The sequence below is a fragment of the Bradyrhizobium sp. USDA 3315 genome, from assembly GCF_054056795.1.
In genome coordinates, this window is sequence record NZ_JBSRYP010000001.1 from 1,279,995 (window position 1) to 1,293,636 (window position 13,642).

Below are 13,642 nucleotides of genomic sequence, written 5' to 3' on the forward strand. Positions count from 1 at the left end.
CGGGCTCTCTTATCCGAATTGATGAGACGGCGGGCCGAAGGGGTCCGGCTCCATTCGAGGCAACACTTAAGAGAATTTTCTGCCCAAATTTGAATCAGACGCACAGCAAACCTTCCAAAGATGCACCCACTGAATTCTTTTTGATTGTCGCCCCGACTCCCGCCGTGCGATCAGGGCCTGTGACACTGTGATGACAAGGGCTTCTCCCGTGACTGCCGAACCGGCCAAACCGCAAGGCGACTCCCGTCGCCGCTCCAAGGAAACCCAGGACGAGGTGGCGCGGTCGCTGGAACGGGAATTGAAGCTGCTGACGGAAGAGCGCCAGGAGCGCGCGCTCCGGTTCGGCCTCGACATTGCGGGCAAGACGCCGAAGGTGGACCAATAAGGTCGCCGCCGCGCTGAGAGCCTCGGGCGCATAGTTTCCTTAGCATTGTCGATTCGCGCGGCCGTCTGCCATGGCCGGTGTGCGTGTTGGCGTACGCCGGTCGTGATTTCCTGCGATCATGCCGCCAAGGTCGCTGCGCGGGCACGACGCCTTCTGCACTATTGCACGACCAGTCCCAGCTACAACGTCCGCCGCGGCGTATGGGTCCCGGCCTTCGCCGGGACGACGCGAAGGAAGCCGAGCTTCACGTGCCCGAAATGGACAGGGACGCGGCCCGCGCTCGAGCTATTGCGCGCCCGGCGCTTCAGCGTCGGCCTTAACGTCGCGGCCGAAGCGATCCTTGCCGCTGAGCCGGGCCTTGCCGCCATCGAACGACAGCAGCCATCGGCGGTCGGTATCGCCGCCGACTAGACGCAGATCGATCGCGAATGTCTGGTTGTCCTGCCACGTCCCTTTCAGCGCCATCACGCCGAGCGCCGTCGGTTGACCGAGACGGTAGGCACCGTCGAGCCCGATCGGTCCCGCCAGTGTCGTCACCGGCCTCGCCGAATCCGGCGTCGCCGTTTCGAGTTCGTAGTGCGCGGGCTGATCCGTCAGATGCAGCGTCAGTGCCCGCAAATTGAAGCCATTGGCCGGGAAGCGCCAGGTCTTGCCGGAGATGGCGGCGGCCGTCTCGGGCACGGCACCAACCGTCGACAGCTTCTCGGTTGCGATATCGCGCAACGCGCCCGCGAGCTGATTGCCGCCGACGGAGTTCACCGGCAGCGCCGTGTCGGATTTGACCGCGCCCGAAATCTCGTCGGCCATTCTGCCGAACGAGCAGTAGTCGCGCGCGGTCACGACGGTGACGATGTCGAGCGCGGGAAACAGCATGAGGAGCTGGCAGCGGTCGCCGACCGCCATGACAACCTGCCGCTGCGGCATGACCCAGAAGAAATTGGCGTAGCGCAACGATGAGTCGAACGAGGCGTGCATCTCCGTCGTCGCATGCCTGATGCGGTCGACCCAGCCGGTCGGCAGCAAGCGCTGCCCGTCCCATTCACCGTCATGCAGATAGAGCAGACCGATCCTGGCCGCGTCGCGCGGCGCGAGCTGAAGCCCGCCGCCGCCCTGCGTCAGTCCGGGACCGATGCTGTGCCAGTACGGCGCGGCTATCCCGAGCGGGCGAAACAGTTTGGTCACCGCGTAGTCCCGCGCGCTCATGCCGGTGAGCTTGTTGATGATCGCAGCCAACAGCTGCGCATTGCCGGTGTTGTAATCAAACGCCTCGCCCGGCGCCTTCGCCATCGGGCGGTCGAGGATGAACTGGATCGCATCAGGGCTGCGCCCCCACTCGATCAGCGAGTCCGGTCGGCTACCCTCAACGCCTTCGGTCCAGGCCATTCCCGAGGTCATGTCCAGCATGGTCTGGACCGTGATCGCCCGCTTGCGGTCGTCGAGATTGGCGATGGTGCGATCGCCGAAGAAATCCACCATGCGATGGTCGAGGCTGTCGAGCGCGCCATCCCTGAGCAGCATCGCGACCAGCGTTCCGGTCACCGCCTTGGTGACGGAATTGAAGAGATGCGGGATCTCCGGCGTGTAGGGCGCATAATAGGCGTCGAGCACGATCCGGCCGTGCCGCGCGATCAGGAGGCTATCGAGACTGTGGGCCGCACCGTCATTGACGAGCCGCGCCAGCGCAGCGGAATCCATCCCCTGCTCTTCCGGCGTCGAGGTCTGCCACTGCCAGTTCTGCCACTGCGAGGTCTGCCGCATCGGCTCGGCGGCGCCTTGCGCCCGGGCTGCGCCCGACAAAGCCGAAGCTGCAAGCACGAGCCCTGCAAGCATCGGCAGCGCCAAACGTTGAACTTGCATCGGCGTCTCATTGCGACACGGCGGAGAGCCGCACCATCCGCGATCCCTCGCTTGCTTGTCAATCGTCGCCGCGACCGCGCGCCATCAGGACGTCGGCCGTCTAGCGCTGCCGCTGCGCGAGATAGAATCCGGCCAACACGGCGGCCAATCCGGCCGCCTGCAGCGTAGTTGGTGGCTCGCCGATCAGGAGCCATCCCAACAGCAGGGTCAGCACCGGCACTGTCGCAGGAAATACGGCTGCGCGGGCAACGCCCAGGCGCTGGATCGACACCGCGAACAGATACATCGCCGCGGGCCCGGCCAGGATGCCCTGGGCGATGGCCTGCAGCGTGTTTTCATGCAGGCCGATGGCCGCATCGCGAGCGAGCCCACCCGAGGCGGCATAGAGTGGAAACAGCGAGAGCGACAGCACGCTGATGACGCTGGCCACGGAGAATGCTGAGACACGCCAATAGCGCACCAGCGTGGCGAAGCCCGCGAACATCAAGCCGGTCGCAACGAAGATCAAATCGCCGATCACGGCGCTCGGCCCCATATGGCCGATCGACTCGCTGCCGATCACGGCAAGGCCGACGACGATGACGACAGCGCCGGCCGCCCGCGAGAGCGAGACCGATTCCTTCAGCAAAACGACCGCGAGAAACAATCCACCCAGCGTTGCGCAGGACGGCTGGATCACGCTGCCGTGCCCCAGCGGCACGAACAAGAAGCCGGCATAGCTGATCAGCGACATCACCGGCCCGCCGAGCAGCATCAGCGCCATGCCGCGGCCCCAGCCGATGCCGCAGAGATCGCGGAGGCCGGCGCGCACAACGAGCGGCAGGAAGACGATGCCCGACCACAGGAAGCGATGCATCAGCAGGTCGACGGGTGTAAAACCGACCTTCAGGCCGTGTCGGGTCGCCACGAAGCCGAGCGCCCAGCACAGCGCCGCACCGAGGCCGCAGGCGACCCCGAGCAGGATGGCTTTCGTATCCGGAAGGGCTGCGGCCTTGGCGCCGGCCGTGCGTTCGCTCATCGCGAACGACTACGTTAGTGCTGGAAGCGGATCAACCCATCGATACGCACGGCTGGTTGGCGCAAGCCAGCCAGGGTCCGCTTGGATCAAGCTTTGACGTCATTCCGCGCTGCCGCGATGTCCGTTTGCTGCAAAGGGCGAGCTCGAGGGCCGGTTCACCCTAAGGGAAGCTGGCCTTTCACAGACAAGACGTGGGACCTAGGCCCTTCGGAAGATCAGGCGGCGCTATAGCCGCCGTCGACCACGTGCGATGCGCCGGTCATGAACGACGCCTTGTCCGAGCACATCCAGACCACGGCTTCGGCGATTTCCTCGGGCACGCCGAGGCGACGGACCGGCACCTTGGCGATGATCTCGTCATAGCGTTCGTCCATCGTCTCCTTGGTCATCGGCGTCTTGATGTATCCGGGATTGACACAATTCACGCGGATGCCGTCCTGGGCATATTCGATCGCGGCGGACTTGGTCAGCCCGACGACACCGTGCTTGGTCGCGACATAGTGGCCGGACGTCGCGAGGCCGACCAGGCCTGCGATCGAGGCCGTGTTGACGATGGCGCCGCCACCGCCCTGTTTGAGCATTTGCGCGACCTCGTATTTCAGGCACAGGAACACGCCCATCAGATTCACCGAGAACATCTTGGCCACCGAGGCCTGGGTGAGTTCATGAATGCGCTGGCCGGGCGGCCCGACGGAGCGCCCGGCAACGCCGGCATTGTTGAACGCACAATCGATGCGCCCGAACGCCGAAACCGTGCGGGCCACCATGTTCGCGACCTCGGCCTCGTCGGTGACGTCGCCCTGGATCGCGATCGACTGGCCGCCGGCGGCATTGATCAGCGCGACCGTCTCCTCGATGCCGTCCTTCGAGAGGTCCGACACCGCCACGCGCGCGCCTTCACGCGCCATGGCGATCGCCGTCGCCCGGCCGATGCCGGAGCCGCCGCCCGTCACCAATGCAGCCTTGCCGTCCAGAATGCCTGCCATGAGAAACTCCTCTAAAGCGCGACGCGATCGAATCGAATCGTCATCGCGCTCTTTGCTCCCTGTTTGAACATGATCTTGTCGGAAAACCGCTTCGCACTTTTCCGGATCATGCTCTAGCGCTTGCCTTCGATTGCGATCTCGACGAGGTACGGCCGCTGCGCCGCGACAGCCTTTGCGACGGCACCGGCAATGTCGTCGGCCTTCTCGACCCTGACCGCCTCGACGCCCATGCCGGCCGCGAGATGCACGAAGTCGAGCGCGGGGCCGGTGATATCCATGTTCTGATAGGGATGCTGGGTGCCGGCTTCGAAGTTCTGCCGCCAGACGTCCACATTGTGCTTGAGGATGCGATACTCGCGGTTCGCCAGCACCACGAACACGATCGCAAGCTTGTGGTGCGCGGCGGTCCACAGCGCCTGGATCGCGTACATCGCCGAGCCGTCGCCGGAGATCGCGACCACCGGACGATCCGGCATCGCGACCTTGACGCCGATCGCCCCGGCGAGGCCCTGGCCGATGCCGCCGCCGCGGCCGCCGAAATAATCGCCGAAGCCGCGATAGTCGAAGGCGCGCGCGAGATCGAGGCTCGCCGTGATGCTTTCATCGACGATGACGACATCATCGGGCAGGCCGCGACGCAATTCCGCGGTGAGGCGCGGCATCGCGGTCGGCTGGCGGTCCCAGCTTTTCTCGACGCGCGCGCGATAGGCCTCCTTCTCCTTCGCCTGCAGTTCGGCCAGCGCGGCATTGCGGTTCTGCGCGGCCTGCCTGAAGTCGGCGCCCGCCCTTGCACACACCGCTTCCGACAATGCACTGACGCTGACGGCGATGTCGCCGACGATGCCGGCATCGAGCCGGTTGTTGAGCGCGAGACGCTCGGCCGAGGCTTCGATCTGCAGCAGGGACGCACCGTCAGGGATGTGGCCACCAGGCGCAAACCAGATGTCCTCAAAGAACGGACCGCCGATCAGCAGCACGAGATCGATATCGCCGAGCGCCTTGCGCACCTGCCTTGCGTCGCCCGGAAGCGACTGGCGATAGCTCGGATGGCTGGTCGGGAACGGCGCGTGATGGCGCAGCCCCTCGAACCACACGGTGGCGCCGATCGCTTCCGTGAGCGCCACCAGCGCCTGCTCGCCGCCCGATCGTGCCACGTCGTCGCCGGCGATGATGGCCGGCTTCTTCGACTTCAGAAGCAGCGCGACAAGCGCTTCGATGCCGGCCGGATCGGGGCGCGTCGAGCGCCACAAATTGTCCGGCGCCAGAGCATCGACCGCGGTCTCCTGTTCCATGACGTCGATCGGCAGCGACACGAACACCGGCCCCTGCGGCGCATCGGTCGCCACCTTGAACGCGCGGCGCATGATCGGCGCGATCTCGTCGGCGCGCTCGATCTGCACGCTCCACTTGGTCACCGGCGCCGCCATCGCGACGAGGTCATGGCCGAGCAGCGGATTCTTCAGCCGCATTCGCGTATCCTGCTGGCCGGCCGTCACGACCACGGGCGAACCCGCCTTCAGCGCGCCGTAGAGCGAGCCGATGCCGTTGCCGAGGCCGGGAGCGACGTGCAGGTTGGCGACGGTGACCCGCCCCGACGCCTGCGCGTAGAAGCTGGCGGCGCTGACCGCGACACCTTCATGCAGCGCCATGATGTATTCGAGTTGCGGAAAGGCCGGCAGGCTATCGAGCAGCGGCGTTTCGGTCGTGCCAGGATTGCCGAAGATATGACGCACGCCGTGCGACACGAACGATTCCATCAGCACACGACGCCCGCGCATTCGCTCCCTCTCGATCGTTCTGATCCGTTTTGCGCATCATCGGCCGGGGAGCGCCCCGTGGCAACCGTGCGAGACGGCCAGCATCCGCGCGCCCGGCTGCGTCTTCCGCATGGCTTCAAGGCGCGAACGCGCCAGCGAGACCACGGCCCTGCCACTTCCGTGGCCAAAGCAGCCACGAATGAAAAGGGCCACCGTCTGGGTGGCCCTTTCGCCTATTTCTTGAGGTTTGCAGCAAACAGCTTGGCGGCTTCGGCCTTGGATTCCTGATCGACCTTGGCGTCGTATCTGAGCGGCAGGTTGAACTTCTTGCCGAGCTCGGTGGCTTCGGGGTTGGTGAACGCGTGAACCGCGCCGGGATACTCGACGATGCGGTAATCGGCCTTCGCCGCGTCGAAATCCTTCTTCAGCGCATCGTACTGCTCGCGCTTCACGAACGGATCGTCGGCGCCGTTCAGGATCAGGATTTTCGCCTTGACGGTGCCCGGCGCCGGTGCGGGGGTGTTGAGACCGAGCGAGGCGTGGAAGCCCGCGACGGCGGCAAGATCGGCGCCAGTGCGCGCCATGTTCAGCACCACCGCGCCGCCGAAGCAGTAACCGACGGCGCCGATCCGCTGCGGATTGACCGAGGCCTGCTTGGCGAGTTGCTCGCGCGCGGCATTGAAGCGCTGCTCCATCACCTTCAGGTTCTTCATCACCGAGCCCGCGAGCGCGCCGGCATCCTTCGGGTTGTCGGCAGTCTTGGCGGCGCCGTACATATCCGCGATGAAGGCCACGTAGCCCTGCTCCGCGAACTTCCGCGCCTCGTTATGGATATGCGGGGTGATGCCCCACCATTCATGCACCATGACGATGCCGGGCCGCTTGGCCTGGGTCGCGTCGTCATAGACGACGAAGCCCTTCATCGTGGTCTCGCCATCGCTATAGGTGACCGGCTCCTCTTTTACCGCTGCGTGTGCGCTCGCGACCATCGCGATGGCGCAGAGTGCTCCCACTATGTTCGTTATGATCGTTCGCATGCTGACCTCCTGCGGGTTTGGCACGACGCGACATTGGCATACCAGCGAATCTCGCGCTAGGCTTGGAAAGCGGAGCCGCTTTGCTCGCCGGCTGCGCATCATCTCCCGAGCGCACGGGCGTCCGGCCCAAGGCCGAGCGCGCCGACATTTCTGTCGGTTGCTGATGTGTGAACGATGTTGCGTCAGGGTCAGCGCGTCGCCGTTGCTGAGCTTGTCGCGCTATCGATGAACGCAACCGGCGTGCCCTTCGCGACACCGGCCGCGACGCGCTGCGCGTCCCAGTTGGTGAGCCGGACGCAGCCGTGGGACTCCGCCTTGGAGACCTTGCCGGGATCGGGCGTGCCGTGAATGCCATAGCCTTCGCCCGAGAGGTTGATCCAGACCACACCGACCGGGTTGTTCGGACCGGGCCTGATCGTGAACGGCGTCTTCGATCTGACGCCCTTGAACGCGTATTTCGGATTGTAGCGATAGGTCGGGTTCTTGTTGATCGCCGTCACCTTGAGCGTTCCGCTCGGCGTCGGCTTATCCGCGCTGCCGACCGTCGCAGGATAGAAGCCGAGCAGCTTGCCTGCTGCATCGAACGTGCTGAGCGCCTGCCGCGTCTTGTCGACCTCGACGCGCGCGACCTGCGGCGGTTTTCCGGCGTCGACGACGTTGGCAACCGCAATGGTCTCGCCGGCCTTGTCGAACGTCTGTCCCGGATTGAGCGCCTGAAGCAGCGCCTCGCTCATGTGGAATTTTTCGGCGAGCGCTTCGCTCGGACTGGTATAGCCCAGCGCCGGCAGGCTCTTCATGCTCTCCATCCTCGCGGGGATCCTCTTCGCGAACGGCCCCTTCACGTCGGCGTCGACGATCGTGTAGCTGACGATCGCAGGCCCCTCGCTGGCGGTTGTGAGCCCGCTCCAGAGCTCCGGCGTCACCGCCTTGTCGAAGGACAATCCATTCGCGTCGGCAAACGCCCGGAGCGCCTTCTGCGCGTTGTCGCCCAGCTTGCCGTCGATCTCGCCGGGAGAAAAATGCGCGCGGTCGAGCAGGATCTCGAGCTTGGCAACGAAGGCGTTGAGCTGACGACGGTCCGGCAATTTTGCCGGCGGCGCCGCCACGTCGTTGATCGCGGCCGCATCAAGACCCGCGGCCACCGCCGGCGCGGCCGACACAAGCAAAAGTGCAATCGCAAAACGTGCAACGGAAAACGGTCGGAACATCGTGCATCCCAACGTGATCATCTTCCGTAAAGCTACGGAAAGCGTCGAAGTTCCAATGCGAACAGCGGCCAAGTTCCGCGGCGGAACAGCTGATTTCGCGGCTTCGCCGCAATCGACCCGCTAAAAAGTCGTGATCCGAAGTGCATTTGCGCGCAACTCACATCACAATTCAGGTCTCACGAAGCAAATGCGATTTGTCATCGCGGCGCTTGCCGCGTTTCTTGTCTTGATGCTCGACTTCGATCGGTCGCCCGGCTCGATCAATGCCTCAACCCAAGCTCCGACATTCTCGCGCGACGCGACATCCGACGCCGTTCCGTTTGCCGCACGCTTTATCGAAAGCGCTGATGCCAGCGAGGCACCCGCTGCGACGGACGCGGACAAGACGCCCGCGCCTGCGGCGCAGCCGAGCGATGCCGCGGCCGAGCCGCAGCTGTCCGCGATCGACAAATTCTGCCACAGCCTGAAGGACGCGGCGCAGGCGAGCGAAATCCCCGTTGCGTTCTTTGCGCGGCTGATCTGGCAGGAGAGCCGCTTTCGCTCGAACGAAATCAGCCATGCCGGTGCGCAGGGCGTTGCGCAGTTCATGCCGGAGACGGCGGCCGAAGTCGGGCTCGACGACCCCTTCGATCCGCTGCAGGCGTTGCCCGCATCCGCAAAGCTGCTGCGCAAGCTGCGCGACGATTTCGGCAATCTCGGCCTGGCGGCGGCCGCCTACAATGCCGGCAGCGGCCGCGTCCAGAAATGGCTCGCCAGGCAGAGCGAGCTGCCGCGCGAGACCCGCGACTATGTCCGGATCATCACCGGCACCAAGGCGGAGGACTGGATCGAGCGTGCCGAGACGCTCGCCATCCGCATCGACTTGCCGGGCGAAGCGCCGTGCGAAGGCATAGGCGGCCTCTCGAAGGCGAAGGATGTCGCCTTCGTCGCGGCGTCGCCGGCGTCCGTGGTGACGACGATCATCCGCAAGGCCGAGGCCGCGCGAGAGGCGGCAAGGTCGGTCGCCGGCCGCGCGCGCAAGCGGCTCGCGCTGCTGCTCGGGAAGAGCTCGCCGGGCGCGGCCCGGCTCGGCAAGGCGCGCCCGACCGTCGTCGCCGCCAAAACGAAATCCGGCAAGACCCGCGCCATTCACGTCGCCTCGCGCGCGCGTTCGTCGAGCTGAGGCCGCGTCACGGCGCGTGCACCGCCGCAAGCGTGGGCCGGCGATATTTCCGCTCAGGAAACTGAGCGTACTGGTGTATGTTGCCGGTCGTTTTCAGATCGGTTTGCTTGCAATTTTCATTTCCCAGTGGGCGTTGTCATGACGTTGATCGATGGTTTGGGTTATCTGGCGTCGGCGCTTGTGTTGCTGACGTTCTGCATGAGTACGATGTTGAGCCTGCGCGCTGTCGCGATATTCAGCAATCTGGCATTCATCAGCTATGGATTGGGCGACCGGATCTACCCGGTGCTCATCCTGCATATCATTCTGCTGCCCCTGAACGTGGTGTTGCTGTTCCAGATGGTTCGGCTGCTTCGGAAAGCGAAGCGTGCTGCAGCGACGGACCTTTCTCCGAACTGGCTGCAGCCGTTCATGCAGCCGAAGCATCTCAAGGCGGGAGAAACGATCTTCCGGAAGGGCGACGACGCCGACCTGCTGTACATGGTCGTATCCGGCGAGGTCAGGTTTCCCGAGATCGATCGCGGGGTATCGGCGGGCGAACTGTTCGGCGAGATCGGGCTGTTTTCGCTCGAGCGCCGCCGCACGCAAACCGCTCAAGCCGCGACCGATGTAGATCTGCTCTGGATCAGCGACAGCGCACTGAGGAAGCTGTGCGAGCGCAACCCGGGACTGTCGCTGTATTTCCTGCGCTTGACGGCGACGAGGATGACGGAAAACGCGGCTCGCGCGATCGGGGTCGGCGAGGTGGCGCCCAGTCCGGCGTAAGGTGCGCCGCCTCGCTTGCCGGCGTTACGGCGCGGACGACGCCGCAAGGCTCGGCAGCGGCGCAAACTGCATCTCTGCAACGGCCGAGCCGGCGTATGCACTGGCGATCAGGATCATGACTCGAATGGCGACGAACATGGTGCCTCCTCAGTCTTGTTGTTGGTCTTTCAATGCCAGAGACTTCTTTCCCGCCGGTGAGGAAAGCTGGTTGCCGCAACCTTGAAGGCATTGGTAAGCGGGCCGTTTACGCAAGCCCATTCATGAGTTGGGAACCGTATCGGCTGATCGGCCGGAGCGCTAAACGCGCGGTTCACCGTCACCGGGCATTGTTCGCCTCAATCAAGAAGGCGCAAGCACAATGCCGATTTTCAGGACGATCCTTGTTGTCGTATCGATTTTTCTTGCCGGTTTGTACGTCTACGACAGCTGCCGCAGCGATGGGCTCGCCATGCCGGTTTCGGTAAACGAAATCCTTGCACGGCGCTGGCCGGAACCGGACGCATTTCATCCGACGGCGGCCCCAGCGTCCGCGGCTGCCGGCACAGTGACGCCGGCCGCGCGCGTTAGGGAAACGTTTGCGATGTTCATTCCCAAGGATGCGCGACGCCATCCGATGCAGCGCAGCCTTTAGAGCATGATCCGGAAAAGTGGAAACCGGTTTTCCGAAAAGATCATGCTCAAACAAGGAGATGAGATCATGATGCGATTCTGTGGAAACGCATCATGATCTAGCGGCCTCGAGTCAGCCCAGCGACGCGCCGGCCTTGGCGCGGCTTATTCCGAGCGTCACGATGCGCTGCAGGAGATCCGGATAGTCCAGCCCGTCATGCCCGGCGGCCGTCGCGAACTCCTGGCTCTTGGCGATCTCGGGATTGGGATTGGCCTCGATGAAATAGGGAACGCCATTGGTCGACAGGCGGAAGTCGATGCGCGCATAGCCGTCGAGCCCCAGGGTCCGGTAGATGCGCTTCGCCAGCCGTTGAATATGGGCGGATAGTTCCGGCGTGAGATCCTCGGCCGGGCCGTCGACAATCCCGACGCGCTCCTGATAGCTGGTATCGTGCTTGACCTTTTCGGTGGCGATCTGGCGCGCAGCAGGGCCGCCCATGCTGCCGAATTTCAGTTCCCACACCGGCAGCACCCGCAGCCGGTTGTTACCGAGCACGCCGACATAGAGCTCGCGTCCCTCGATGAATTGCTCGGCGATCGCGGCCGTTCCGATCCGCTCATGGATGAAGGCGACGCGCTCGGCGAGCTTCTCGTCGGTATCGACGATCGACGCCTGCGAGATACCGAGCGATCCATCGCTGCTCAGGCTCTTGACGATCAGCGGCAGCTCGAGACGCGGCGGCCGCTTGACCTTGCGGCGCATCGGAAACACCGCGAAGGCCGGCACCGGAATCCGGCGATGGTGCACCAGCGTCTTGGACAGATCCTTGCCGCGCGCCAGGATCAGGCCGCGCGGGTTGCACCCGGTATAGGCGATCTTCATCAGCTCGAGATAGCTCGCGATGTGCTGGTCGTACACGACGTCGTAGTGAAACTCCTCCAGCAGCGTGAACACGACGTGCGGCTTGAAGCCCTCGATCTCGTCGCGCACCGGCTTGATTTCCTCCTGCACGCCAAGCGGACGTACCTCATGGCCGGCCGCGCGCAGGGTGCTGACGACGTCGTATTCCGTCTTCCACTCGTTGATCTCCCGCGCGCTGTATCCATCGCTGGAGTCGGGCGGCACACAGTCCGGGTGCATCAGCACCAGAATGCGAAGCTGTTTCATAGCGCGATCCATTTCCGGCGCGACGGGCCGAACAGCGCGTGCATGGTCTTGGCGGTCAGCAGAATGGTGAAGTTTGTCACGAGCTTCTGCTCGGGGCCGACGGCACGCAGATTGAGCTCGCGGCAGCGCGAGATCATATCATCGAGCACGGCATCGAGCGTCAACTGGTTCTCGCCCGTCCAGCGCGCCACCAGCTGCCTGATCTGGGCGCGGTGCCGCCTGATGAAGGCTGCGGCCGGCGGACGCCGATAATGCCGCGGATCGGCGGAGAACAGCTTGGAGAGATCGCGGTCATAGGTCTTCGGCGGCGTGAAAGCGTAGAATGCCTGCTTCTTCCTGTAGTGCTCGGCGAGCGTTTGCTTGAGCGTATGCAGCGGATCGACCCGCTCGCGCGTCGGGAGCAGCGGCCGCTTGCCGGCGATCTCGCCCATCAGCTCGTCGACATATTCGAGCTTCTTCAGCGCGGGCCAGCCGGCATAGCGCGTCCGCCAGTTCGAGCGCGGCCGCAGCCACACCGCGAAGGTCTCGGCGAAGTCCTCATCCGGATGGCTCTGCGCGTACCAGAGCCGAAGATGCTGGACATAATTGCGGCTGGCCGGATTGGGCCGGTAGTAGCGCGGGTAGTGCTGCGACGACGGGCCGAACAGCTGCTGCCAGCGCCGGCGGCGCTGCAGCTGGTAGCCGTGCTGCACGGCGTGCCCCGCCTCGTGGCGGAGAATGGCCATGCACTCGGACCACGAGGCGCCCTCGACGTCGAGCATCATCTTCTTCTCGAGCTTCATCAGGCGGGGATGGGCGAGGTAGAACGGGATCGCGATGCCGGGCACATCTGCCGGGCTGAACCATTCGCTCGAGATCCATGTGTGCGGGCCGCAACCGGATGCCGCGCTCCTCGAGCTCCTCATAGAGCGTATTCACACAATCGGCGAGCCAGGTGCCCTCGACGGCAACCCTCAGACGATTGAGCGGTTGCGCGAGCAACTGCTCGTCCGTCAGCTTTTCCCAGGCAAATTTGCGGCGCGGCATAGGCTTCCAAAGTCAAAAGCAAATCGGACTCTGGATGGTGTCATAGGTTGCCGCCGGCAACAACCGCTGGGCCTTCGCGGCGAGCCTCCGGCCAATGCCGGCATCGGGCCGGCCCGAGTGTCCGCCTTGGGCGGCGGGCAGCGCGCCGAGCCCGATTCGCCGGCTCAAGGCGACGCTCATCTGGCGTCCTAAGGCTTGACCCAGCGTTGCACGGCAGCGGCGGTGTCGGCCGGCCTGGTGTTGAAGCAGATGGCGGCATCGGGGGCGAGCCGGTGCACCAGATTGAGGATCGTCTCGAACAGCAAGAGCCGCTCCGGCGGCTCGCGCAGCCCGGCACCGATCACGACGCAGTCGTAGCGGCGCGCGTTGAGGGCCGCCGCCGTCACGGCTTCCGCCGTATCGCCGAGGTCGATCAGGCAGCTCTCGACGTCGTAGCCGAGCGTCCGCAGGCCGTCGATCTGCGCGTCGAGATAGCTGCGTACCAGTTCGGGCGTGAACTGCGGCATGACGGACAGATCGACGAAGGTAGGGTCGAGGCCGATCGCCAGCACGGATGGCTTCGTCATGGTGGCAGTTCCCGGTTCAAAAGAATTTTGTCCGAGCATGCCGCAGGTTTGAGTCGAAATCGCGGACACGACGACCCGAAGCTACCTTGTAGCCCGGG

The 13,642-nt window shown here is 64.6% G+C and carries 14 protein-coding genes; 4 read left to right on the forward strand and 10 right to left on the reverse strand.

Going from position 1 to position 13,642, the window contains the following annotated elements; all coding sequences use genetic code 11:
- Window positions 1-208: 208 nt before the first annotated feature.
- Window positions 209-385 carry a hypothetical protein gene (locus tag ACVIYL_RS05970; RefSeq protein WP_162832420.1) on the forward strand — a complete coding sequence of 59 codons (177 nt, stop codon included), beginning with the start codon at window positions 209-211 and terminating at the stop codon, window positions 383-385.
- Window positions 386-670: 285 nt separating this feature from the next.
- Here the strand turns inward: ACVIYL_RS05970 and ACVIYL_RS05975 are convergent, their stop codons facing one another.
- The 6 genes from ACVIYL_RS05975 to ACVIYL_RS06000 form a co-directional block, all read right to left on the reverse strand.
- Entirely contained in the window at window positions 671-2,242 is a 1,572-nt protein-coding gene (locus ACVIYL_RS05975; RefSeq protein WP_456777984.1) for a serine hydrolase domain-containing protein, read from the reverse strand.
- A 100-nt stretch (window positions 2,243-2,342) separates the two neighbouring features.
- Entirely contained in the window at window positions 2,343-3,260 is a 918-nt protein-coding gene (locus ACVIYL_RS05980) for a DMT family transporter (RefSeq protein ID WP_456777985.1), read from the reverse strand.
- 215 nt (window positions 3,261-3,475) lie between these two features.
- Window positions 3,476-4,246 carry an SDR family NAD(P)-dependent oxidoreductase gene (locus ACVIYL_RS05985; protein WP_168858220.1) on the reverse strand — a complete coding sequence of 257 codons (771 nt, stop codon included), beginning with the start codon at window positions 4,244-4,246 and terminating at the stop codon, window positions 3,476-3,478.
- Window positions 4,247-4,359: 113 nt separating this feature from the next.
- Complete coding sequence (locus ACVIYL_RS05990; RefSeq protein WP_310880803.1) at window positions 4,360-6,024, reverse strand: thiamine pyrophosphate-binding protein; 1,665 nt, start codon at window positions 6,022-6,024, stop codon at window positions 4,360-4,362.
- A 212-nt stretch (window positions 6,025-6,236) separates the two neighbouring features.
- Entirely contained in the window at window positions 6,237-7,040 is an 804-nt protein-coding gene (locus ACVIYL_RS05995; protein WP_456777986.1) for a dienelactone hydrolase family protein, read from the reverse strand.
- A gap of 188 nt (window positions 7,041-7,228) precedes the next feature.
- Window positions 7,229-8,248: a L,D-transpeptidase family protein gene (locus ACVIYL_RS06000; protein WP_456777987.1), complete on the reverse strand. Its 1,020-nt coding sequence runs from the start codon at window positions 8,246-8,248 to the stop codon at window positions 7,229-7,231.
- Between the two features lie 187 nt (window positions 8,249-8,435).
- Between ACVIYL_RS06000 and ACVIYL_RS06005 the strand changes: the two genes are divergently transcribed.
- The 3 genes from ACVIYL_RS06005 (at window position 8,436) to ACVIYL_RS06015 (ending at window position 10,806) form a co-directional block, all read left to right on the forward strand.
- Window positions 8,436-9,410 carry a lytic transglycosylase domain-containing protein gene (locus tag ACVIYL_RS06005; protein WP_456777988.1) on the forward strand — a complete coding sequence of 325 codons (975 nt, stop codon included), beginning with the start codon at window positions 8,436-8,438 and terminating at the stop codon, window positions 9,408-9,410.
- Between the two features lie 138 nt (window positions 9,411-9,548).
- The gene (locus ACVIYL_RS06010; RefSeq protein ID WP_076832668.1) at window positions 9,549-10,175 is read left to right on the forward strand and encodes a Crp/Fnr family transcriptional regulator; all 627 of its coding nucleotides are present in this window, start codon (window positions 9,549-9,551) and stop codon (window positions 10,173-10,175) included.
- 358 nt (window positions 10,176-10,533) lie between these two features.
- On the forward strand, window positions 10,534-10,806 hold the full coding sequence (locus ACVIYL_RS06015; protein ID WP_438076908.1) for a hypothetical protein: 273 nt from the start codon (window positions 10,534-10,536) through the stop codon (window positions 10,804-10,806).
- A gap of 111 nt (window positions 10,807-10,917) precedes the next feature.
- On the opposite strand, the gene ACVIYL_RS06020 is transcribed toward ACVIYL_RS06015, so the two are convergent.
- From ACVIYL_RS06020 to ACVIYL_RS06035, 4 genes are all read right to left on the reverse strand, one after another.
- Complete coding sequence (locus tag ACVIYL_RS06020; RefSeq protein WP_050382451.1) at window positions 10,918-11,952, reverse strand: D-alanine--D-alanine ligase family protein; 1,035 nt, start codon at window positions 11,950-11,952, stop codon at window positions 10,918-10,920.
- A complete protein-coding gene (locus ACVIYL_RS06025) occupies window positions 11,949-12,857 on the reverse strand; it encodes a putative zinc-binding metallopeptidase (RefSeq protein WP_456777989.1) in 909 nt (302 codons plus the stop codon). Before ACVIYL_RS06025 ends, ACVIYL_RS06020 begins: the two co-directional genes overlap by 4 nt.
- A 133-nt stretch (window positions 12,858-12,990) precedes the next feature.
- Window positions 12,991-13,158 (reverse strand): hypothetical protein, encoded by a 168-nt coding sequence (locus ACVIYL_RS06030; protein ID WP_456777990.1) that lies wholly within the window; start codon window positions 13,156-13,158, stop codon window positions 12,991-12,993.
- An 8-nt stretch (window positions 13,159-13,166) separates the two neighbouring features.
- Window positions 13,167-13,544, reverse strand: coding sequence for a type 1 glutamine amidotransferase family protein (locus ACVIYL_RS06035; RefSeq protein WP_253605022.1), 378 nt, complete (start codon window positions 13,542-13,544; stop codon window positions 13,167-13,169).
- Window positions 13,545-13,642: the final 98 nt, after the last annotated feature.

What these genes read in the sequence shown, in the direction of transcription:
- ACVIYL_RS05975 (WP_456777984.1), bottom strand. Translation starts at nt 2,242, where the DNA reads ATGCAAGTTCAACGTTTGGCGCTGCCGATGCTTGCAGGGCTCGTGCTT.
- ACVIYL_RS05980 (WP_456777985.1), bottom strand. Translation starts at nt 3,260, where the DNA reads ATGAGCGAACGCACGGCCGGCGCCAAGGCCGCAGCCCTTCCGGATACG.
- ACVIYL_RS05985 (WP_168858220.1), bottom strand. Translation starts at nt 4,246, where the DNA reads ATGGCAGGCATTCTGGACGGCAAGGCTGCATTGGTGACGGGCGGCGGC.
- ACVIYL_RS05990 (WP_310880803.1), bottom strand. Translation starts at nt 6,024, where the DNA reads ATGCGCGGGCGTCGTGTGCTGATGGAATCGTTCGTGTCGCACGGCGTG.
- ACVIYL_RS05995 (WP_456777986.1), bottom strand. Translation starts at nt 7,040, where the DNA reads ATGCGAACGATCATAACGAACATAGTGGGAGCACTCTGCGCCATCGCG.
- ACVIYL_RS06000 (WP_456777987.1), bottom strand. Translation starts at nt 8,248, where the DNA reads ATGTTCCGACCGTTTTCCGTTGCACGTTTTGCGATTGCACTTTTGCTT.
- ACVIYL_RS06005 (WP_456777988.1), top strand. Translation starts at nt 8,436, where the DNA reads ATGCGATTTGTCATCGCGGCGCTTGCCGCGTTTCTTGTCTTGATGCTC.
- ACVIYL_RS06010 (WP_076832668.1), top strand. Translation starts at nt 9,549, where the DNA reads ATGACGTTGATCGATGGTTTGGGTTATCTGGCGTCGGCGCTTGTGTTG.
- ACVIYL_RS06015 (WP_438076908.1), top strand. Translation starts at nt 10,534, where the DNA reads ATGCCGATTTTCAGGACGATCCTTGTTGTCGTATCGATTTTTCTTGCC.
- ACVIYL_RS06020 (WP_050382451.1), bottom strand. Translation starts at nt 11,952, where the DNA reads ATGAAACAGCTTCGCATTCTGGTGCTGATGCACCCGGACTGTGTGCCG.
- ACVIYL_RS06025 (WP_456777989.1), bottom strand. Translation starts at nt 12,857, where the DNA reads ATGAGGAGCTCGAGGAGCGCGGCATCCGGTTGCGGCCCGCACACATGG.
- ACVIYL_RS06030 (WP_456777990.1), bottom strand. Translation starts at nt 13,158, where the DNA reads ATGAGCGTCGCCTTGAGCCGGCGAATCGGGCTCGGCGCGCTGCCCGCC.
- ACVIYL_RS06035 (WP_253605022.1), bottom strand. Translation starts at nt 13,544, where the DNA reads ATGACGAAGCCATCCGTGCTGGCGATCGGCCTCGACCCTACCTTCGTC.